At 60.5% G+C, this 17,493-nt stretch carries 25 protein-coding genes; 1 reads left to right on the top strand and 24 read right to left on the bottom strand.

Going from position 1 to position 17,493, the window contains the following annotated elements; all coding sequences use genetic code 11:
* Nucleotides 1–4 precede the first annotated feature (4 nt).
* From OZ911_RS08535 to OZ911_RS08435, 21 genes are all read right to left on the bottom strand, one after another.
* Nucleotides 5–592 carry a tail assembly protein gene (locus tag OZ911_RS08535; RefSeq protein WP_070086806.1) on the bottom strand — a complete coding sequence of 196 codons (588 nt, stop codon included), beginning with the start codon at nt 590–592 and terminating at the stop codon, nt 5–7.
* A gap of 81 nt (nt 593–673) precedes the next feature.
* Entirely contained in the window at nt 674–1,150 is a 477-nt protein-coding gene (locus OZ911_RS08530; RefSeq protein ID WP_139138816.1) for a hypothetical protein, read from the bottom strand.
* A gap of 29 nt (nt 1,151–1,179) precedes the next feature.
* Nucleotides 1,180–1,935, bottom strand: coding sequence for a C40 family peptidase (locus tag OZ911_RS08525; RefSeq protein WP_070086807.1), 756 nt, complete (start codon nt 1,933–1,935; stop codon nt 1,180–1,182).
* Between the two features lie 2 nt (nt 1,936–1,937).
* The gene (locus tag OZ911_RS08520; RefSeq protein WP_070086808.1) at nt 1,938–2,687 is read right to left on the bottom strand and encodes a phage minor tail protein L; all 750 of its coding nucleotides are present in this window, start codon (nt 2,685–2,687) and stop codon (nt 1,938–1,940) included.
* Nucleotides 2,684–3,022, bottom strand: coding sequence for a phage tail protein (locus tag OZ911_RS08515; RefSeq protein WP_070086809.1), 339 nt, complete (start codon nt 3,020–3,022; stop codon nt 2,684–2,686). Before OZ911_RS08515 ends, OZ911_RS08520 begins: the two co-directional genes overlap by 4 nt.
* On the bottom strand, nt 3,022–6,312 hold the full coding sequence (locus tag OZ911_RS08510; RefSeq protein ID WP_070086810.1) for a phage tail tape measure protein: 3,291 nt from the start codon (nt 6,310–6,312) through the stop codon (nt 3,022–3,024). The genes OZ911_RS08515 and OZ911_RS08510 overlap by 1 nt, the downstream gene beginning before the upstream one ends.
* 45 nt (nt 6,313–6,357) lie before the next feature.
* Complete coding sequence (locus OZ911_RS08505) at nt 6,358–6,594, bottom strand: hypothetical protein (protein ID WP_268968597.1); 237 nt, start codon at nt 6,592–6,594, stop codon at nt 6,358–6,360.
* Nucleotides 6,591–6,935 (bottom strand): hypothetical protein, encoded by a 345-nt coding sequence (locus tag OZ911_RS08500; protein WP_020190152.1) that lies wholly within the window; start codon nt 6,933–6,935, stop codon nt 6,591–6,593. The genes OZ911_RS08505 and OZ911_RS08500 overlap by 4 nt, the downstream gene beginning before the upstream one ends.
* 40 nt (nt 6,936–6,975) lie before the next feature.
* Nucleotides 6,976–7,476, bottom strand: coding sequence for a hypothetical protein (locus tag OZ911_RS08495; protein ID WP_070086812.1), 501 nt, complete (start codon nt 7,474–7,476; stop codon nt 6,976–6,978).
* A gap of 55 nt (nt 7,477–7,531) precedes the next feature.
* The gene (locus OZ911_RS08490; protein ID WP_070086813.1) at nt 7,532–7,918 is read right to left on the bottom strand and encodes a DUF3168 domain-containing protein; all 387 of its coding nucleotides are present in this window, start codon (nt 7,916–7,918) and stop codon (nt 7,532–7,534) included.
* On the bottom strand, nt 7,911–8,411 hold the full coding sequence (locus OZ911_RS08485; RefSeq protein WP_070086814.1) for an HK97 gp10 family phage protein: 501 nt from the start codon (nt 8,409–8,411) through the stop codon (nt 7,911–7,913). Before OZ911_RS08485 ends, OZ911_RS08490 begins: the two co-directional genes overlap by 8 nt.
* A 3-nt stretch (nt 8,412–8,414) precedes the next feature.
* Entirely contained in the window at nt 8,415–8,585 is a 171-nt protein-coding gene (locus tag OZ911_RS08480) for a DUF7302 family protein (protein WP_175444031.1), read from the bottom strand.
* Between the two features lie 8 nt (nt 8,586–8,593).
* The gene (locus OZ911_RS08475; protein WP_083283734.1) at nt 8,594–8,920 is read right to left on the bottom strand and encodes a head-tail adaptor protein; all 327 of its coding nucleotides are present in this window, start codon (nt 8,918–8,920) and stop codon (nt 8,594–8,596) included.
* On the bottom strand, nt 8,917–9,258 hold the full coding sequence (locus tag OZ911_RS08470; RefSeq protein ID WP_070086815.1) for a head-tail connector protein: 342 nt from the start codon (nt 9,256–9,258) through the stop codon (nt 8,917–8,919). The genes OZ911_RS08475 and OZ911_RS08470 overlap by 4 nt, the downstream gene beginning before the upstream one ends.
* Before the next feature lie 4 nt (nt 9,259–9,262).
* A complete protein-coding gene (locus OZ911_RS08465; RefSeq protein WP_175444032.1) occupies nt 9,263–9,799 on the bottom strand; it encodes a hypothetical protein in 537 nt (178 codons plus the stop codon).
* Nucleotides 9,800–9,847: 48 nt separating this feature from the next.
* Nucleotides 9,848–11,029 carry a phage major capsid protein gene (locus OZ911_RS08460; protein ID WP_268968596.1) on the bottom strand — a complete coding sequence of 394 codons (1,182 nt, stop codon included), beginning with the start codon at nt 11,027–11,029 and terminating at the stop codon, nt 9,848–9,850.
* Between the two features lie 2 nt (nt 11,030–11,031).
* On the bottom strand, nt 11,032–11,889 hold the full coding sequence (locus tag OZ911_RS08455; protein WP_020190890.1) for a head maturation protease, ClpP-related: 858 nt from the start codon (nt 11,887–11,889) through the stop codon (nt 11,032–11,034).
* Nucleotides 11,890–11,905: 16 nt separating this feature from the next.
* Complete coding sequence (locus tag OZ911_RS08450) at nt 11,906–13,204, bottom strand: phage portal protein (protein ID WP_268968595.1); 1,299 nt, start codon at nt 13,202–13,204, stop codon at nt 11,906–11,908.
* 150 nt (nt 13,205–13,354) lie between these two features.
* Nucleotides 13,355–15,034 (bottom strand): terminase large subunit, encoded by a 1,680-nt coding sequence (locus OZ911_RS08445; RefSeq protein ID WP_268968594.1) that lies wholly within the window; start codon nt 15,032–15,034, stop codon nt 13,355–13,357.
* Between the two features lie 3 nt (nt 15,035–15,037).
* Nucleotides 15,038–15,514 (bottom strand): terminase small subunit, encoded by a 477-nt coding sequence (locus tag OZ911_RS08440; RefSeq protein WP_023047638.1) that lies wholly within the window; start codon nt 15,512–15,514, stop codon nt 15,038–15,040.
* Between the two features lie 160 nt (nt 15,515–15,674).
* Nucleotides 15,675–16,016: an HNH endonuclease gene (locus tag OZ911_RS08435; RefSeq protein ID WP_070086602.1), complete on the bottom strand. Its 342-nt coding sequence runs from the start codon at nt 16,014–16,016 to the stop codon at nt 15,675–15,677.
* An 80-nt stretch (nt 16,017–16,096) separates the two neighbouring features.
* Between OZ911_RS08435 and OZ911_RS08430 the strand changes: the two genes are divergently transcribed.
* Nucleotides 16,097–16,333, top strand: a complete 237-nt coding sequence (locus tag OZ911_RS08430) for a hypothetical protein (protein ID WP_016485701.1) — start codon at nt 16,097–16,099, stop codon at nt 16,331–16,333.
* 55 nt (nt 16,334–16,388) lie between these two features.
* On the opposite strand, the gene OZ911_RS08425 is transcribed toward OZ911_RS08430, so the two are convergent.
* The 3 genes from OZ911_RS08425 to OZ911_RS08415 all read right to left on the bottom strand — a co-directional run bounded on the left by OZ911_RS08425 (nt 16,389) and on the right by OZ911_RS08415 (nt 17,486).
* Nucleotides 16,389–16,619, bottom strand: a complete 231-nt coding sequence (locus tag OZ911_RS08425) for a hypothetical protein (protein ID WP_016485700.1) — start codon at nt 16,617–16,619, stop codon at nt 16,389–16,391.
* Between the two features lie 3 nt (nt 16,620–16,622).
* Nucleotides 16,623–16,946, bottom strand: coding sequence for a phage holin, lambda family (locus OZ911_RS08420; RefSeq protein WP_010952643.1), 324 nt, complete (start codon nt 16,944–16,946; stop codon nt 16,623–16,625).
* Nucleotides 16,947–17,144: 198 nt separating this feature from the next.
* A complete protein-coding gene (locus OZ911_RS08415) occupies nt 17,145–17,486 on the bottom strand; it encodes an antiterminator Q family protein (RefSeq protein ID WP_268968593.1) in 342 nt (113 codons plus the stop codon).
* Between the last annotated feature and the right edge of the window lie 7 nt (nt 17,487–17,493).

Below are 17,493 nucleotides of genomic sequence, written 5' to 3'. Positions count from 1 at the left end.
GGCGCTAGGCCTTGTCTTGCGCCTCGATCGAGGCCGAAATAATTGCCCCGCCCCAACGGCGCTCGCCGATGCAGATCGGTACAGGGTTGCCGCTTGCTGTGGTGTTCTTAGCAGAGCCGAAAGAGTAACTTGGTATGTTTTCGGGCGCAGCGCTCTGCGATAGGCCATTTGCTTGAGGGCTGAGCAGTTGGATAGCTCCCCCCGCGACGTTGGCCACGCCAGCCCCCATCAAGCCTGCAGCGAGGCCACCAGATGCGAATGTCGACGCTATGATCAAGGCTGCGCCGATGACAACCTGAAGGATGCCACCCCGCTTGCTTCCCTCAATGACTGGAACAATTCGAACCTCTTGGGTTCCGCGCCTTCCCAAGTCATTAAGTCCAACGTTCTTACGGTTGCGAAAGATGGCGAAGCACATGCCAAGGCCGTCCAAACGTTTGATTTCCTCCTCAAATCCCTGCAGCGTGACCTTGAGGGCCTTAAATATCTCCCATGTCTCACCGCTGTCGATTTGACGATGGTGTGTGCGACCGAATTTCTGAGCCAGCGACCCAGAGAGCTTAATAACTGTTATTGGTGACGCTTCCAGCATTTCCCTTCTCCAGATACAGAACAGCCCGCAAAATGCGGGCTGTATAATCACAACGTAGACCGGCGACACGGCTGGCGGGAATTACTCAATTATATTCGACGGACTCAGACCAGCAGGGCGACCATGAGCTACAAGCAATGAAATCAATGAGATACCAGAATATCCTTTCCCAGCTGCAGTTACCGAACCAAGCTCGAATCCACTGCCTATGTCCATGAACCAACAGGTAGCCTTCTCCCGACGAGCGCCGCTCGATCTATCTGTATAATCGACATTTGCATAGCTTTCCTTGATTTTCGAGATATTTTTAACTCGAATCTCTAGTGCAGCCTTCTGGTCGTCATTAAGTTTTCCTTTTGAATTAAGTCCAGCGAACCTTGTAACATTTCCCTCTGTAGCTTGAGCAGAAACCACAGAGCTGGAGTTAACAATCATTGCGCCTGGATCGGCAACTGACATTTTAACTATGTCAGTACAAACCGACATCATCTTATCCTCTACAGAGCTCCCGCAGCCGGCCAGCAGCATCAAACCTGCCGCCCCGATCAAAACTCGCATGACATCCCTCCTTGAAAAGGCGGAATGTATCACCTGCCGTCTAGATGGCGTAGAACTAGGCGAGTCCGGTCGAGCCAGGGGCCACCAAACACGATGATTTCTGATGGCCTGCCGTACAGGTGGTGCATCAGGAATGGGCCGGGGCCGAACACCTGTGCCTGCTCGCTGGGCAGCTGTGCGTCGCCGCCCAAGTAGATGCCCGCGTGGTTCGGGTGCGCGGTACGCCCAACGGCCATGACGATCATGTCGCCGCGCTGCGGCTGGCTGACCTGGTAGAAGCCAGCAGACTCATAGGCCCGCTCGTACAGGCTCGGGCCGTCTGCCTGCTCCCACCACCCCTCCTCCCTGGCGTACGCTGGAAACTCCAGACCCCACTCGCGCCTGAACCAGTCCGCACAGACCTGCCAGCAGTCCCAGGCGCCGTGCACGAACGGACGCCCAAGCAGCGGCGTATGACCGGTGGGCGTGATGGTGCGCAGGTCGCCCTCCGGCCATGACAGAATGTGCCAAGGCAGGCCGGTGGCCTCACACATCGCCAGGTCGCGCGGTGACGGCCTGCTGGTGGCGTCTGGGTGCGAGTGCACGATGCCGATCACCTCACCAAGGTCTTCGGCCGCCGCGTACTGCTCCGGCGCGATCCGGAATTCCTCGGTTGGCTCGGTGGCCACGTTGGCACACGGGAAGTAGACCTGTCTGCGGCCCACGGCCAGGATCAGCCCGCACGATTCAGTGGGATAGCAGTCCGCAGCGTGCGCTTGCACTGCGGCGAGGATGTGTTTGCGCATGGTCAGCTCCGTGCGATGAGTGAAACAGCAGGGAAACCACCAAAACTATTCGGATTACCTTCACCGAACCGCACAACGCAGCCCGAATCCAGGCAGCCATTGCACTGGTCCTTGGCCGGATCGTTGGTGGGATTGCCGTCGAGATCGAAGTACGGGCCGGTGTAGCCGCAGTTCGGGCCACGGTAGCCGGCGGTCATTGCCCAGTGGCACAGTTGCGTCATCTGCCGGCCGATCGTCTCCCCGCCCACGTCGCCAGGGCTGGCCAGCTCCCAAGACACAGTCGTGCCGTTCTCGGACACCTTCTGGTCGATGTACCAGACCTCGATAGCTTCCTCGGCCGGGTCGGCCTCCGGGTTGCCTGCCGGAAAATTCACAGCATCCAAATAGCGAGCCATGGTGTGACGCATGGTCAGCTTGAACTCAAGCAGGTTGTCGAAGGCCAGGCACAAGGCTGTGATCCGGCCGTTGACGTTGCCCACGGTCAGCGTGGGCCGAACGGCAGTGCCGTCCGAGTTCGCCTCAATGCCGTCGATCTGCATGGGCCAGGCACCGTATTCATTGCCCTGCCACCAGATCGACTTGGCAGGCAGCTGGTCGGCGTTCGCGCCAGCGGCGGCCAGTTCCTGTGCCGTGTGCGGTATTGCATGTCCATGGAAGCGCAACATATCGGCGCCAAAATCCGAGCCATCCAGCTCGAACAGCAGGATCTCAGCGCCCGGTTCAAGCTTCTGCAGCTGTGTGATCAAGCTCATGGGTGATACGCCCTTTCAAAGGTTGCGGTGAGCAGGATCACCGCACCCGGCTTACGCTGCTGACGGAAGGATTCGCACCGGTACAAACCGAGCACTCCTTCGGGATTGGTCCATAAGAATGACTTGGCACCGCGATGGCGACGGATGAAAGCCAAGATGGGCGCGATCTCGTCAGCCAAGCCGCCGAACGACAGCGCCCAGCTGTCCGACTCAGCGTTCAAACCATTGGTGGAGACCTGCACATAGTTATCGCCAAACTGCGACTTCCGGGTCCGGAGGGTGCTGTCGCCACCGGCTTCATCGTCAGGTGTCCAAGTGAAAGTTTCGATCGCCATCAGTGCCTCCCATTACTGTTTCGATGGCTCAAACCCCCGGCTCGCCAGGAATCGGAAATAGCCCGTTCCGCTACTCCTCTCATTTGCCTTTCCATGTTCTGCTGCAGCGCGGCGCTGTCCAACTCCATGCCATCCCCGCTCCGATCTTCCAAAGTCACGGCAACCGGAATACTGAGTTGAAGCACTGTCGAACCACCGCCGGCGCCGCCGACCATCTGCACACCAAGAGACCCATCGGGACCCCGCGCCAATGGCATGATTGCCTCGGGCCCGTCTTCGCCAGCGACGCCAAGTCCACCGCCGCCCATGCCGAACATCGTCGGGGTGTCGAGGACGGAATTGGTAGCGAACCCTGCGCCCTTGGCGAAAAGCTGCACACCGCCAGACCAAGCACCGCCCAATGCCTGCGGAAAATACGCACTGCCATAGCCAGCTTGTGACGCCCCAAGATTCGATGAGACGGCGCCTGCAGACCCCGGAGCCATGCCGTTACCCCCACCACCGCCGAAGTAGCTCCCCACCGCAGATACGCCCAGCCCGACCAACCCACTTAGCAGCGAGCTAGCTGCCTGCTGGCTCGCAATCCTGGCCATGTCAGAGATCACACTTACGGCGAAGCTCTTGAAGTTGGCCTTACCAGTCATGGCGAACTCGGCCACAGCATCGCGAGCCGAGTTGAAGCCGGTGGTGAGCATGTCGTCGGTTGCCCCCGCCACGTTCGCGGCGTCCGATTGGATGTTCGCCCAGGCTCGTTTGGCGCCGTTGCGATAGTCGCGCTGGGCTTCAAGGCGGGCCTCGAAGCCGTCGACCTCCATTTGCAGCTCCCGTGCCTGGTAGTCGGCGAGATCAGCTAGCCGCTGCTGATAGGCGTCCTGGCTGAGCCGGCGCGAGACATCCTCCTGCTGTTCCTCCAACTGCCGACGCGACTCGGCATACTTTTGCCGCACCGCGTTCAGCCGATCGGCCTCCTCGCGCTGGTCGTCGCCCATGCCGACGCCGGACACGTCTGCGTCGATGGCGTCTTGCCGGGTCTGCAGCACCACTTCCATGGCTTTGCGATAGGCCTCCGCGCTGTTGCGGCGGATCTCTGCAAGCTTCTTCTCCTCCTCGGCACGCTTCTGCAAAACCGGGTCGGCGTAGGCCGTGTTCAGGTTCTTGATGCCAAGTTCCATCTCGGCGGCGGTGATCTTGCCCGCGGCTTGCGCCTTACGCAGCCCCTGCACACCCTCCGCCAGATCCTCCAGCCGCTTTTTCTCCGGCAACGCGCGGTCGATGATCGCGTCGAGGGCCTTGATCTCATCCTTCAGCGCCTTCGTGCGGTCCTTGCTGCCCTCAGTAGCATCCTTGTTGGCCTTCTTCTGCGACTCGATCGCGCTGGCCGCCGAAAGAATCGCCTGGCGATCCGTGTCGGTGAGGTCGGCATTTTCCTCGATATAGCGGTTGGCGATCTTGGTGGCATCGCCGTTGTCTTGGAGGCCGGCCAGCTGCTTCTGCAGTGTCTCCAGGTAGGTCTGACCCGCCGAGCTCATGCCAACCTTCGCGGCGTTGTTCGCCTGGGTGGCCGAGGTATTTTCTTGGGTGACGCCGGTGAGCACCCGCAGCGTTTCGGCGATCAGGTTCGAGCGTTGGTCGGCGTCGCTGACCGCACCGGCCTGGGTAATCCACTGCTGCACCGTGCTGGACGGCAGCTGAAGACGGTTGCCGACCTCTTGCAGGATCGGCGAAAGCCCTTGGCCCGCCGTGCGCGCTTCGTTGAGCCGATCAACCAGGCCTTGGTACTCAGCCAACTGCCGGTTGTACTGGCCACCGGAGTCACGCGCCGGCGCAGTGACCACGGCAGAGCGGATGGACTGGGCCAGGTCGCCATACGCATCCTTGACCTTGCCCGCCGAGGTGATCTGTTCCTGCTGCCACTTGACCAGCGATGCTTCGCGCTGGTCCTTGTTGAGCTTTGCGAATTCCTCCCGAAGCTGGGCGACCGGCTTGCGCAGATCCTCCAGGCTAACGCCTGCCTGATCGGCGTTGTTGCTCAGTAGCAGGAAGCTGGCAGCCGCCGTGCCGGCCAACAGGGCAAGCCCCATCGGACCGCCCAGAACGCTGAGCAGGCCTGCACTGACTGTCCGAAGGCCGGCCTGTGCAGTTGCAACCGCGGTGGTAGCAGCTGCTTCGCGCTCCCGCGCCTGCGCCAGTTGGATGGACATTTGGGTCTGTACAGCAGTGCCACGCGCCGCCACTGCTTCGCGAGCTGCCAGGATGGTAGCGGTTTCGGCTTTGCGCTGATCGGCTAAGGCCGCCTGCAACACCGCTTCGGCCTGAGCGATACGCGCGGCGCGGTCGGCCAGCGACGCTTTTACGGCCAACCCAGACTTAGCGACGTAGTTGGTCAACGCGGCGACGCCAGCTCCCCCCATGGCCACGGCCACCAGGTCGACGTTGTCGGCCAGCGCAATCAGCACATTCGACAGGCCTGCTACGGCGCCGGTCTGCTCTTCCATCCCTCCGAGGAAGGTCTGCACGGCGTTGCCGATGTTCACCAAGGCGTCCTGTACGCTGGTGGACATATCAGCCGCAGCCTTACGGTTGGCCTCAACGGTGCGCAGCAGCCCGGTATTGATGTCGTCAAGCGATAGCTTGCCCTGTACCCCCAGCTTGCGGATCTCTTCAGCGCTCTTGCCGGTGGCGTTGGCGATAGCCGTGACGATCGTCGGCATGGCCTCCTGAATGGACACCCAGCCATCGGCCTCGACTTTGCCGGTTTGCAGCGCTTTAGAGTAGGCATCCAACGCTGAGCCTGCCTTGTCGGCGGCGGCGGCGTTGGTCACCAGCAGGAAGCTGAAGCTGTCGGTGATGTCGAGCGTCTGCTGGGTGTTGAAGCCCAGGCTGCGCATGACATCGGCAGTGCGAATGTACAGCTCTTGGGCCTCGGCCAGGGGACGGTAGGTTTCCTGGGCCGTGCGCAGCAGGTGTTCCTGCACCATCTGGTATTCGCCAGCACTGCTGGCGGCAGCCATCATCCGATCCGACATCTGCCCGTAGGCGTCGACCTGCTTGATGATGCTGCCGATGATGCCCGCACCGGCCACGGCGGCAAAGGCGCCGCGGATGAGCACGCCAGCCTGCTGGGCCGCACCACCTGCGCTATCAAACGCGGAGTCGACTTGGGCCAGATTGCGGTCGATCGAATCTGTGGTGCGGGCCACCACCTGGTCAGCACTGGCCAGCTCCCGGCGCAGCTGAGCCGTTGTGGCCTCGATCTGGACCAGCATCCCTTGGACTTGTTGGTCGGCCATGCAAATCTCCAAGCACAAAAAATCCGCCCGGAGGCGGCACGCTATCTACTGTTTAGGCCTCCCCCGCAGGAAGTTTTTGAGCTTTTCGGCGACGCTCTCCCGTTTCTGGGGCCCAGCTTGGGCTTTTCCTTGGTCAGCCTGCCCGCGCCCTGTCCAGTCGAGGTGAGCATCGAGCGCAAGCATGATCTGGGGGATGGGGGTCTGCCACGCGGTGTCAGGCGGCCAGCCAAGCCAGCCGGTGGCCACGCCGAATAGGTAATCGACGTAGCTGCCGTTCTTCACTGCGCTGTGCTGGCCGCCTCGTCCTTTCCCCGGGCGGCAACGCTCGGCGGCACCGGGTTGAGTAGGACAGTGATAAACTCGGTCAGCTGACCGGACACTTTGGCTACACCGGAGTGGAATACTTCACCGGCGATGGCCGGGTGCTGATCGGGCTTCAGGTCGGCGCCAGCGATGACGATGTCTGCGCAAGCAGCAATGCTCATCAGGCGCATGGACTCCAGGGCTGCGCGCAACCCGCCAAAACGGGCCTCAATGCGCAGTGCCGCATCCAACGTAGGCTTGAGGGTGTAGCTGCGCGCACCGATTACCAGCGTGACGGTGCCATGCAAGGCTTCGCTCATTGGGGTTCTCGCAACGAAGGAAGGGGCTCAGCCCCTTCGGTCAAGGGCCTGCCGGGCCGGCAGGGATTTCAATGATGTCGGTGTTGATCGCGAACGTCATATTGCGACGCACCACGTTATCGGCCGCACCTGGAGCCACGGTGTTGTTCATCACCTTCACCCCGAAGTAGAAGGTGGTGGGCAGGATGACAGGGCTTGCATCTGGGTCACCATCGTTGAGCGTGACCTTGACGTTGTAGTTGCCCTTGGAGCGGTCCTTGTGCGCCACCGACACGGCTTTTTGACCAGCATCGCCACTGTCCAGGCCCACGGTCATGGTCATGTTCCCCGCGTCGGCGGTGCCCTTGTACTTGCGTACGCGGCCATCGCTCAGGGAGGTGAAGTTTACGGCACTGAAGGTGTCGCCAAATTCGCCCAGATCTTCGATCTCGCCCACCTGTACGTACGTGTCGGCCTTGTACTTGGTTTCGCTATCGGCACCGGTCTTTCCGCCGATGGCAAGGCGGCAGCCCGCGGCTGTGTTGAGGTTGTCGTCGGCCATGAGGGTTCCTCCAAAGGCACATTGGATAAAAGCCGCGGCGCGGCAGATGGGTGGTTCAGTGGGTAGTGATCACGCGGACGGTGATCGAGCCCTGGTAAGTAATGCCGTCGGCGTCGCGCTGAGCGTCGACCTGCTCGACCCGGATGGATACCGCGCGACCAACCTCCAATGGGAGGCGACGCTCGTCCAAAGCGGCGATGACTTCGCCGTTGATGCGCTTAACCTCGGCCTGACCCACGGCATCGGACCAGACGGACAGGTACAACAGGCGCGTTTCGCGCTTGCGGCCAGCGATTGGGCTGCTGTTGACCGATACCTCCCGGTCGATGGATACGTAGGGCATTTCAGCATTCAAGGGCGCGCCGTCGTATATCGGGCAGCTGACCTCGGTCTGAAGCCTGGCGAAGATGGCCTCCTGTAGTGCCAGAGATGGATCACCCATTGCCAACCCCCTGGCTCGCTTTGAGCAGCGTACGGTTCACGGCGGCTTTGATGTCAGCCATGACATACTCGCGGTTTACCTGGATAGATGGGCGCAGCCACGGGTGGGCCGGCCTGGCCGGGATATCCGGGTATTTGCCGAAGAAGTGGGTGCCATCGCTTTTGTTGGTGACACGCCGGTTGCGATCACCGGCCCGCTTACCGCCGGTATAGCCCTTGGTGCCGTACTCGATGAAGCGCAGGTAGAAAAACCGCCGGTTGTCGCGCTTGCCACGAATGCCGATCTGGGCATCTAAACCGCTGGGCGAAACGTAAACCCTGAGCGCGGCAGCAGCCGCTCCGGTGTCCTTGGGCATCAACTCTCGCTGAGTCTCCAGGATGCGGTTCGCCGCCTCTAGCATCGCGGGCTGCAACTCGTTGTCCATCGTCTTGTGGATGTTGCGCAGCGTCCGGCGTAAACGGATGTCGCCACGAATGCTCGACCGGCGCGCCATTCCCTACTCCTTGGCCGCATCGGCCTTCGCTGGCTTCGCGGCCTTGTCGGTGACCGCCTCGGCGTAGCCTCGGGCAATCAGGCCTTCGCCATAGGCATTGTCGACCTCGAATTCTTCGCCCTTCTCACGCTCACCAGATGCGCCCGTCAAAGGGCCTAGTGCTCTAATTTTCATCATTCACCTCATGGGTTAGGTACCGATGAGCAGAGAAGCCTCATCAAGGAGTTTTCGTTGTCCGGCAAAACGGCCTCAACCTGGTAGGTGATCCCCCGGCGCGTCAGGCGCGATCCTGCGATGATATCTGGGCGCGGCCTGCCGATGATTTCGGCGGTTACAACAGCACTCAGCTTTTCCGCAACCGCAATGACCCGACCGCTTGGGGTACGAACCTCACCCCACATTTCAGGGCGAGCAGCTGGCAGCCACGTCACTGTGGCGCCCCCGGATTTATTCCTCTCCTCGTGTCGATGAGCCACCTGCAGCCGATGACGCAGCGGCCCAGCCCTCATATGCCCCACCCGATACGATGCGGCGTCAGGAGCGCCTTCGAACCTTGCGGGAGTTCGATGGCGATGGTTCCGATCACAACGTCCTCGCGGTTGGCGTAAAGGTGGCCGAGGATCAGCAAGCAGGCAGCCTTGATCTGCTTATTGCAGACCATGGGGGACTCGCCGGCATCGTCGGCAGCGACAGCTTCGTCCAGCGCTTGCTGATCTGCGTAGAAGCGACGGTTCAAATAGTCCATAGCCTGCCCTTCTGCCGCCTCGATCAGGAGCTCCAGGTATTCGTCATCATCGTCGGGATCTCGGAGATGATGCCGGGCAATGGTCAAGCTGATGACCGACATACCCTTACTCCTTCAGCGGTTCGAGCGATGCCAGATTCCGCTGCACCAGTTCCTCCGCATGCCGGCGCGGGACCGTATAAGCAGGCCCGCCACGACGACGAAGCTCGCCTTCATCCATGTAAGACCGCAGCGGATAAATCTGAAGAGTCGCAGGGTTGGGCTTCGCCTGCTCTTCTGGTGCCACCTGATCAGTGCCGGCGCTGCTTCTGGCCAAGGTTGATGCAGCCGGACCGGCGTCTTCGGATCCCGCAGCGTCAGTTGTGGCGATGCCGGGGCTGGTACCCTGATCGCCCGTGGCGACATCCGGCCCATTGCCGGCGACTGCTTGTCCTTCTGGCGGCACCAGCCCCGAGCCTTCCGCTTGGCCTGGAGCAACTGCCGGGACACCCGAGTTGGTTGAGTCGCTGCTATCTGGGACAAGCGCAGTGCCAGCCGAAGGAGGCGGACCGGCAGTTTCAGAAGAGCTGCTGCTGGAGTCAACGGTGGTGACCGGATCCTTCGCATCAGCCGTGGATGCTGGTGTTTCCTGTTTACGTGCCATTTGATTACTCCGTTGGGGCGCCATTTCTGGCGCCGCGTTGCGGAAGAGTTAAGGAGTGACCAACGGGCCAGTGACGAACGCCTCGTCGCGGTAGATCGCGAATGCCAGGCGCTCCTCGGCACGGATCGTTGCCATGTTGTTCTCGAAGTCCTTGTCGTTCTCGGTCGAGATCAGCACTTCGATCTCCATGCGGTCGAAGATTTGTGCGCCGAGCTTGAACGCGCCGACCAGGAAGTCGTTCTGGGTCATGGCCTGAGTCGAAACCACCGGGCGATTCCAGAGCTTCGCGTTGGTGCCTTCCTGCGGCTGGCCGATGATGTACCGGCCCTCTCCATCCTTGGTGAGCTCGATCGCTGCCCAGTCGATGGGGTTCAGCACGATGCCGTCCGAGGGGAAGTCGGCCAGCTCTGCTTGCAGCAGCGCGAGGCGCAGACGGTCGATCCGTTGCTCGCCCACTACCGTCAGCCCGGCCTGCGGGGCATACAGCTGAGCAACAGTCACAAGACCCTGCAGGTTGGCACCGGTACCGTTGCCGTAGAGCAGCTGAGCCTCTTCCGCCATGTTCAGGCCGTAGCGAGCGCGACCGTCGATGTAGCTCTGGAGTGCCTTGGCATCGTCGAGCATCTGCCGACTCGCCTTGAACAGGTGGGCAATGGTGCGGACGTTCGCGGTGGTCAGCGCGAAGGTGATGTCGGAGTACGGCTTGGCGGTGTTCTCCGCCACGGTTCGCGCGTTGTTGGTGAATCCGGTCTCGCGAATGTACTCGATGGAGTTCGACTCGGTCTGGCCCGGCGCCACCAGGTCGCGAATGGTCAGCCGACGCTGAGGCGGAGCAACGACGCCAGCCAAACGCTCAGCAGGCACCAGGTCCCCGCCGGTTGCGGTGGTAATGGCCGCGCGCGGTACGGACACGCGGCGAGACCCGCGGAAGGACGAGTTCATGTCCTGCATTTCTTCGCTGCCGATCACCAGAGCGCCAACCGACTTCTGCGGCTCCTCCTGATTGCCGCGGTCACGGCTGGCGTTCACCAGCTTCTGCTCAGCTTCGCCCAGGCGGGCATTGAGCTCACCCTGCTTGGTCAGCAGTTCGTCGACCTTGGTACGGGTTTCGGCAGTCATCTCGCCTGACGCCTTGATCTGTTTGTCGGTAGCCTCAGCCTGCGCTTTGATCTGATCACCAATGCCCTTGAGGCTGGCGTTGAGTTCTTTGACTTGGGCTTCAAAGTCCATGGTCACTTTCCTTTCAGAGAATTGAGGAGATTGGTTGCCGCGCTCAGAGAGGCGGAGAGGTCTGGCGCGACAGCGCGGGGCTTATCGGGCGGGGCAGCGTTGTGCGTACCCCCGCCGGTAGCGCGAGGCATACCGGACTTGAAACTGGCGAATAGTTCGCGGCGCTCGGAGCGAGGCATTCCACCCTTGGCCAGCGCTACATCCATGGCCTTGAGCGCATTGGCCTGCGCGGCGTCTTCGGTTTCGCGCTCGGTTACTTCAGTGGCCGACAACAGCCCGGTGGCCAGGCCAAGCTCCACGGCACGCTTGCCGCGGATGTAGGTTTCGTCGTCCATCAGCTCGGCCATGTCTTCTGTCGACTGGCCACTGGTCTCGGCATAGAGGTCTGCCATCGCGGCGTCGAACTCCTCCATGTCGTCAGCGATATCGCGCAGGTAGTTGCGATTGCCGGCGAGCCAGGTCCAGCAGTTGTGGATCATGAGGAAGGCGCTGCTGGCCACCTCACGCTTTTTGCCAGCCAGGAAGACAATCGAAGCAGCGCTAGCCGCCATGCCGAGCACCTTGGTGGTGACCTGATGGCTGTGCTCCTGCAGACGGTTGTAGATAGCAATGCCTTCAAACATGTCGCCGCCTGGCGAGTTGATGTAGACGGTGACATCTCGCTCGCCGATGGCCCGCAGAGCGGCATCGATTCGTTTCAGTGTGACGCCTTCGCCATACCAGTCTTCGCCGATCACTCCGTAAACAGTGATGGTGTCCGAGGTGTTCTCGACGGCCGCCTGGATCGCGGGATTCCATTTTTCGAGCGCGCGCGGGCTCATCTCGCTGCGCAGGCCGCGAGACTGGATCTTGTGCTTCATGGATTGCTCCCGTGATTTACTTTTCCGGCTGTTGGAGCCAGTTCATCAATGCGGCCCTTGCGGCCTGGCTATCGTTTTGCTTGCCCAGCTGGTCAAGTGGCACCAGGTTGGATTGCACGGTCAGTACATCGCCACCCGGCATGCTCGGAAGGTTTTCTTTCCGCCGGCCCTCGTTTCGGGTCATGTAGCCGTTCTGCCCCATCGTGCTGAGATAGGCCGCGCGACCAGCGCTGTCCGCACGCAGGAACGCTTCAAGTGAGTACTCTGCGTAGAACTTGATCCGGTCGACAGCCGTCATGCACCACTTGTTTACGCACTGCTCGATAGGCGCCGTGAAGGACATGATGCAGTAGGTGAGAAACGCGATCTGCTGCTGTTCCAAGCCTGTGCCCCAGTTGCTGCCCTTGTCGGTCTTCATCACCATCCAGGGCGGAACACCGAACCATCGGCAGATCTCTTCGATGCTGTGGCCTCTCGACTCGAGCAGCTGAGCATCGGCAGGGTTGATGCCGATCATCTCCGGCTTCACGCCTTGCTCGAGCACAGGGCTCTTGCCGGCATTCAGCGCTCCGGAAATGGTCTTCACGTACTCACGAAACTCAACGCGCTGGGCTGGGTTGAGCGTCTTGTCGACCGAAAACGCGACCGTGGGCATCATGCCGTTTCGGAACGTGCTGTTGGCGGCATCGTCTGCTGACATCGCTGAACCGAACACGTCTGCACCGTACCGAATAGCAGAAAGGCCGACTCGGCCATCCAGGGTAAAGGCTGGGATGTGCAGCATGTCCTGCCGCTGGATCTCTCGACGGGCTCCCTTTCGGGGCTTGAAGAAATACCTGAGCCGTCCATCGTCGTCGAACTCCAGATCGACTCTCGACGGCATCAGGAAGTCCAAGGCGATGACGCGCCCAGCAGAGCGATGGATCTCGCAGTAGGCGTTGCCCCACAACAGCATCGAGGCGACGACTGCCTGCCAGAAATGAAAGGCAGCCATGTCTTCGTTGGGGCTGTTGTGCACAACATCGTACAGCGGGAAATCACGGGCGCTCTCTCGACTACCATCGGGCATCCGCCGGTAGATGCTCAACGGCAAGCCAGCTACCGAAGTCGAGATAATCCGAACGCATGCCCACACTGTGGACAATCGCATGGCCTTATCGACGCTGACTGACTTACCACTACTGGACTGGGCGCCGTTGAAGGCACTCCAGAAACCTCCATCCGACAGCTTGATGGTCTTGCCCAGCCATTCACTCATACTGGCTGAAGGCTTGGTAACAGCAGCCCCCAATGCCTGGGATAGGGTTTTAATCACTGACAAGCCCTCTGCGGATGAAGCCAGCGATGCAGAAGAAGCTCAGCGATCCGGCCAGCAAAGCCCAGCCGGTACCAGCCAGCATCCAGACCCCGCTGCACGCCAAGCAGAAAGCGACCACTGCGCAGGCGATGAAAATATGAAATGCGTTCATGCGATCAGTGGGTCCCGAATGCCAGCCATGAAGTTGTCCATTCCTCCACGGCCTTCAGGGTTGAGGCTGATCAGAGAAACGGCGTTGATAGTAGCCATCAGCGGGTCGATCTTTGCTGTGCCCGAAGCCTGCTTAGTGATCAAGAACGCGTTGGCCGATGGCACCCCTTTGGCGTTACCGCAGGACCAGGCCATTAGCGGTTGGCCGCAGTGCAGCAGCGTGCCTTCGGCAAGCTTGCGCTCTGTCGTCTTGATTGCGCCGGTGAGCTTCCAGCCCTGGGAGATGCCGACGATCTTGTCTTCCTCGACCTCAGCATCCGCCAAGGCATCAAGAACAGAGCCAATCCCTGCAGGGTCGAGCCCCACCTTATCCAGAAGACCGGTGGCATTGACCCGGGCGACGATAGCCGCGAATTGCGCTACGTCTTCACCAATACGCTCGACGATGGTGAGGTCGCCTGCTTTCTCCAGGTCTCTGAGTCGCGGAGCCTCAGATTTGCGCCGTTCAAGAACAGAAGGATGTGCCCAAGCGTGAGCCCAGTGGAACCACCTGCGGGTACCCGCCTCCCGCCCGATCACTGCCAGCCCGAGCAGGTCATCAAGGCCGCCTCCATCACCACCAACATCGACCACTTCGCACCGGGTGAGGATTTCATCAAGGTTCAGCCACGTAGCAGCTTGAGCCTCCCAAAACTCCGCGCCGACCCATGCGTCTGACATCAGCGCGAGGCCGATCTCAATATTGAGATGCTTGGCTAAAAATCCGCGAAGCTCAGCCTCGCCATCCAGTTCAGCCTGCATGAACAGGCGTTCTAGGGTGGGGCGGTCGACGGAGTAGTCGATGTTCGGATTGACCAGGTGGAAGTTCTCAGGCTTCCGCGCCTCGCCGCTCTTGATCATCTCTTGAGAGAACTCATAGATGATCGGCAGGAAGCGGTTGTCGTCGATCCGGCCATCACGCACGCCGCGTGCATAGTTGAGCTTGGAGCGGAACACACCCGCCGGCGGCTCATTCGACTGGGTCGTGAGCCAGATGATGAAGCCTTCGGGTCGCGACAGCAGACCGCCAGTCGCCTCACGGATCATGTCAGCGGCTTTCGGGTTTTTGCCGAATAGCCAAGCTTCGTCGATGAGGACACCGACGGCTTTCTTGCCGCCCACCACATCGCTATCCGCAGCCACCACCTTCAAGGTGGCACCGGTCTCGCGATGGGTGATCAACCGCAGGTGCGGCTGAACATGCAGCAACGCTTTCAGCTCGTCGTCATTGTTGACCATGTCTTTGGCCGGGATGAACGAGTTGTCGGCAATCTCCTTGGTCGGCGCCAGGATGATGAACTCAGCCGAAAGACGCCAGTTGCGGATCAGTGCGGTCAGCATGATCCCTGCAGCGATCGTAGATTTACTGTTTTTCTTCGGGATGCAGAGCATCACTTCGCGGATCAGACGCTCGCCAGTCTCGCTGTTGTAGCTGCCGAAGATGGCCCCGGCGAATGCCAAGACCCAGGGTGCGCAGGCAGCCTCAATGGTGGGGCTGCCCGGGGCATCGACGATCTTCAGCCCCTTGAACACGTCGAGGCCGGCTTCAGCTTCGTCTGGAAACAGCGGCTCGGGGATGATTGATTCGCTCGCAGCCAGGCACCTCCACCAATCCGGGCAGGCGGTTGTCCATTGCATAGGTCAGTTCTTCACTACGGAGAGAGGCGGCTTGCCCTGGGAGTACTTGCCTTTACCGACCTGCTTGGCGGCCTCGGCCTTCTGCTCTTTCTTGCCCTGGTCGGCGACCTTGCCGTGCACATAAGGCATTAACGTCTTGGCCGCTTCCAGCCGCATGCGCATGTCGGCGCCTTCTGCGTTCATCAGTTCAGTGAGGAAGGCTCGCGGGTCGTCGGTCTCGGTTAACGACAGCTCATCGGCGTGCTGCTCCTGAGGTTGTTCGGCTTTAACTTTTCGAGACGGTTTAACCTCGGTGCTGGAAGCCTGCTTTTGCTTCAACCGGCGTCCGACTTCAGCAAGGACATCGGGGTCCTTCGCAAGCTTGGAGCCCGCTTGCGACGCGGTTTTCTCCGAATATCCGGCAGCGATCGCCGCCTCGCGATTTGTGGCACCCGACAGCAAAGCGTCAACAAACCGCCGCTTCTTGTCGGTTAAAGCCATGGTTAACTTTTCCTGAAACGGGAAAAAATGTGTACGTGGGGTCGGAGGCGGTCTAGCTAGATGAGAACCCCTAGCTTTTTCCCCCCCTTCCCCTTTCGAAGCATGTCACTGACGTGCTTCATGAGTTCGCCCGGCCGCCTCGCGACGATCTGCTGACGCCTCAGCCACCTAGGCCGGCAGCCTCCTCGGCCTGCTTGACCGAGTCGTGGCAGGGCTTGCAGAGGCTCTGCCAATTGGCCTGATCCCAGAAGAGAATCATGTCTCCACGGTGAGCAACGATGTGGTCGACAACACTTGCCGCTGTTGTGCGGCCACTCCGCTCGCAGTAGACGCATAGCGGGTTGTCGCGCAAGTATTGCTCTCTGGCCTTCTGCCACTTGTAGTCGTAGCCACGCTGGGAGCTGGTCATGCCACTTCGCCAACTCCCCGGCGATACAACTTTGATTCGTGTACCGATACTCTCTTTGATTCGAGAATCGAGGGTCTTGAGCCGTCCTGCCATTCGTCGACCTTATATGAGTCAGACTGCGATCATTCATGATTGCATCTAATACTTAGGTATCTGCCTGGGGAGGCTCGAACATGCAACCAAGATTCGTTATCGTTCCGGCTGTGCCAATCGAAGGCGAGTCCTTCCAAATTGGTAACCGGTTCTATGCCGCCACCATTTCGGGCGGCTTTGATATCTATGACAATCAGGAGAAGGAAAGACGGAAGTTCAGCTTTAAAACCAGATCTGAAGCCGCAGAGACGTGCAACAAGATGAATGCCGAATCACGAAACCCAGAGGAGTTATTCCCTTTGCTGCGCACAGACTGAACCGCCACGAAATGGCGCTTCACCAAGTCGTGGCGCGACTCAGAAGGCCGGCCGCTTACTCGCCGCTCCACCCCATCAGCTTGAGCTGATCGTCTATGGCGGTCAGCTCGCTCCTGAAGTGATCTGCCAGCGGCGTTATAATCGTCGCCAGAACCTCTGGCGTCTGGTAGTCACCAGTAATCGCAAGTGCAACACCGGAACCGCTCAGCAACGTATCCAACCGTCGCTGCACCTGGTCGCGCTTGAAGAACAGGCTGTTCGCTGTCGCAATCTGGTCTCGGTTCATCGTTTACCCCTGCGCCTTGCGAGACAGGAACAGATCGGAGTAGCCGCGAAGCTTTTCCACTCCCATGAAACCAACCATGCCACCGGCGAAGGTGGCCATGCCCTGTGGCAGGCCCATCCATTCGAGCAGCGGCACCAGGGCCAAGGTGATTAGGCCGCACAAGGCGCCCTCCAAGAACATCTGCCGGCGGGTGCCGCCGCCATACACCACCCGAAGGACGGCGATCGCGACCGACAAGCCAGCGGCATACAGCTGGGGCTGATGGGCCAGCACCCAGGTGAGCACAGCGGCCCACAGGCCAGGATCCTTCTCGGGCATGTTTGGCATCTCGGTTCCTCCCTTTTGGGGAGCGAATAGATTTGGCCCCAACAGCACTCCCAGCTCGGGGCGATGGGTGTGGTGGAGCCGAAAACGAAAAAGCCCCGGCGAATGCCGAGGCTCTAAGGAGGCTGCTGGGGATGACGAGTTTGCTCTCGCGCACCTACCGCAAAGTACCACGAAAGATACGGGTGAGGACCGGGGCTGTCAAGCGGCTTCACGACGAATCTCGATCGCACCATCGATCCAGGCCACACCTGCCTTCCACAGCTGGCGGGTCTTCTCCTCACCAAAGCCAAGCTTCTTGCCAACATCCCTGAGCGAGGTGTCGCGGGAGGTGTAGTACTTGATGATGACCTGGCCGCACTCTGGGTAACGCTTACTGAGCCGGCCTACCAGACGGTCAATGAACAAGGCATCGTCATCCGTGATCATTGGATCGAGGATGGTGTTCTCCCGCGATGCGCAGCACGAAACGCCGGAGCCCAGTACAACCCAGCGACCCCAGTGCTCCAGCAGGTATTCAGCCGACTTTTCTACGTTGCTCATGTCCTTC

The organism is Pseudomonas fortuita (assembly GCF_026898135.2).
In the GTDB taxonomy this organism is placed as follows: Bacteria; Pseudomonadota; Gammaproteobacteria; order Pseudomonadales; family Pseudomonadaceae; genus Aquipseudomonas; species Aquipseudomonas fortuita.
This window is presented reverse-complemented; position numbering and strand designations above follow the sequence as displayed.

What these genes read in the sequence shown, in the direction of transcription:
- OZ911_RS08535 (WP_070086806.1), bottom strand. Translation starts at nt 592, where the DNA reads ATGCTGGAAGCGTCACCAATAACAGTTATTAAGCTCTCTGGGTCGCTG.
- OZ911_RS08465 (WP_175444032.1), bottom strand. Translation starts at nt 9,799, where the DNA reads ATGGCACGTAAACAGGAAACACCAGCATCCACGGCTGATGCGAAGGAT.
- OZ911_RS08455 (WP_020190890.1), bottom strand. Translation starts at nt 11,889, where the DNA reads ATGAAGCACAAGATCCAGTCTCGCGGCCTGCGCAGCGAGATGAGCCCG.
- OZ911_RS08440 (WP_023047638.1), bottom strand. Translation starts at nt 15,514, where the DNA reads ATGGCTTTAACCGACAAGAAGCGGCGGTTTGTTGACGCTTTGCTGTCG.
- OZ911_RS08530 (WP_139138816.1), bottom strand. Translation starts at nt 1,150, where the DNA reads ATGCGAGTTTTGATCGGGGCGGCAGGTTTGATGCTGCTGGCCGGCTGC.
- OZ911_RS08500 (WP_020190152.1), bottom strand. Translation starts at nt 6,935, where the DNA reads ATGAGCGAAGCCTTGCATGGCACCGTCACGCTGGTAATCGGTGCGCGC.
- OZ911_RS08435 (WP_070086602.1), bottom strand. Translation starts at nt 16,016, where the DNA reads ATGGCAGGACGGCTCAAGACCCTCGATTCTCGAATCAAAGAGAGTATC.
- OZ911_RS08460 (WP_268968596.1), bottom strand. Translation starts at nt 11,029, where the DNA reads ATGGACTTTGAAGCCCAAGTCAAAGAACTCAACGCCAGCCTCAAGGGC.
- OZ911_RS08525 (WP_070086807.1), bottom strand. Translation starts at nt 1,935, where the DNA reads ATGCGCAAACACATCCTCGCCGCAGTGCAAGCGCACGCTGCGGACTGC.
- OZ911_RS08520 (WP_070086808.1), bottom strand. Translation starts at nt 2,687, where the DNA reads ATGAGCTTGATCACACAGCTGCAGAAGCTTGAACCGGGCGCTGAGATC.
- OZ911_RS08485 (WP_070086814.1), bottom strand. Translation starts at nt 8,411, where the DNA reads ATGGCGCGCCGGTCGAGCATTCGTGGCGACATCCGTTTACGCCGGACG.
- OZ911_RS08510 (WP_070086810.1), bottom strand. Translation starts at nt 6,312, where the DNA reads ATGGCCGACCAACAAGTCCAAGGGATGCTGGTCCAGATCGAGGCCACA.
- OZ911_RS08415 (WP_268968593.1), bottom strand. Translation starts at nt 17,486, where the DNA reads ATGAGCAACGTAGAAAAGTCGGCTGAATACCTGCTGGAGCACTGGGGT.
- OZ911_RS08470 (WP_070086815.1), bottom strand. Translation starts at nt 9,258, where the DNA reads ATGTCGGTCATCAGCTTGACCATTGCCCGGCATCATCTCCGAGATCCC.
- OZ911_RS08495 (WP_070086812.1), bottom strand. Translation starts at nt 7,476, where the DNA reads ATGGCCGACGACAACCTCAACACAGCCGCGGGCTGCCGCCTTGCCATC.
- OZ911_RS08430 (WP_016485701.1), top strand. Translation starts at nt 16,097, where the DNA reads ATGCAACCAAGATTCGTTATCGTTCCGGCTGTGCCAATCGAAGGCGAG.
- OZ911_RS08490 (WP_070086813.1), bottom strand. Translation starts at nt 7,918, where the DNA reads ATGGGTGATCCATCTCTGGCACTACAGGAGGCCATCTTCGCCAGGCTT.
- OZ911_RS08425 (WP_016485700.1), bottom strand. Translation starts at nt 16,619, where the DNA reads ATGAACCGAGACCAGATTGCGACAGCGAACAGCCTGTTCTTCAAGCGC.
- OZ911_RS08515 (WP_070086809.1), bottom strand. Translation starts at nt 3,022, where the DNA reads ATGGCGATCGAAACTTTCACTTGGACACCTGACGATGAAGCCGGTGGC.
- OZ911_RS08445 (WP_268968594.1), bottom strand. Translation starts at nt 15,034, where the DNA reads ATGCAATGGACAACCGCCTGCCCGGATTGGTGGAGGTGCCTGGCTGCG.
- OZ911_RS08420 (WP_010952643.1), bottom strand. Translation starts at nt 16,946, where the DNA reads ATGCCAAACATGCCCGAGAAGGATCCTGGCCTGTGGGCCGCTGTGCTC.
- OZ911_RS08480 (WP_175444031.1), bottom strand. Translation starts at nt 8,585, where the DNA reads ATGAAAATTAGAGCACTAGGCCCTTTGACGGGCGCATCTGGTGAGCGT.
- OZ911_RS08475 (WP_083283734.1), bottom strand. Translation starts at nt 8,920, where the DNA reads ATGAGGGCTGGGCCGCTGCGTCATCGGCTGCAGGTGGCTCATCGACAC.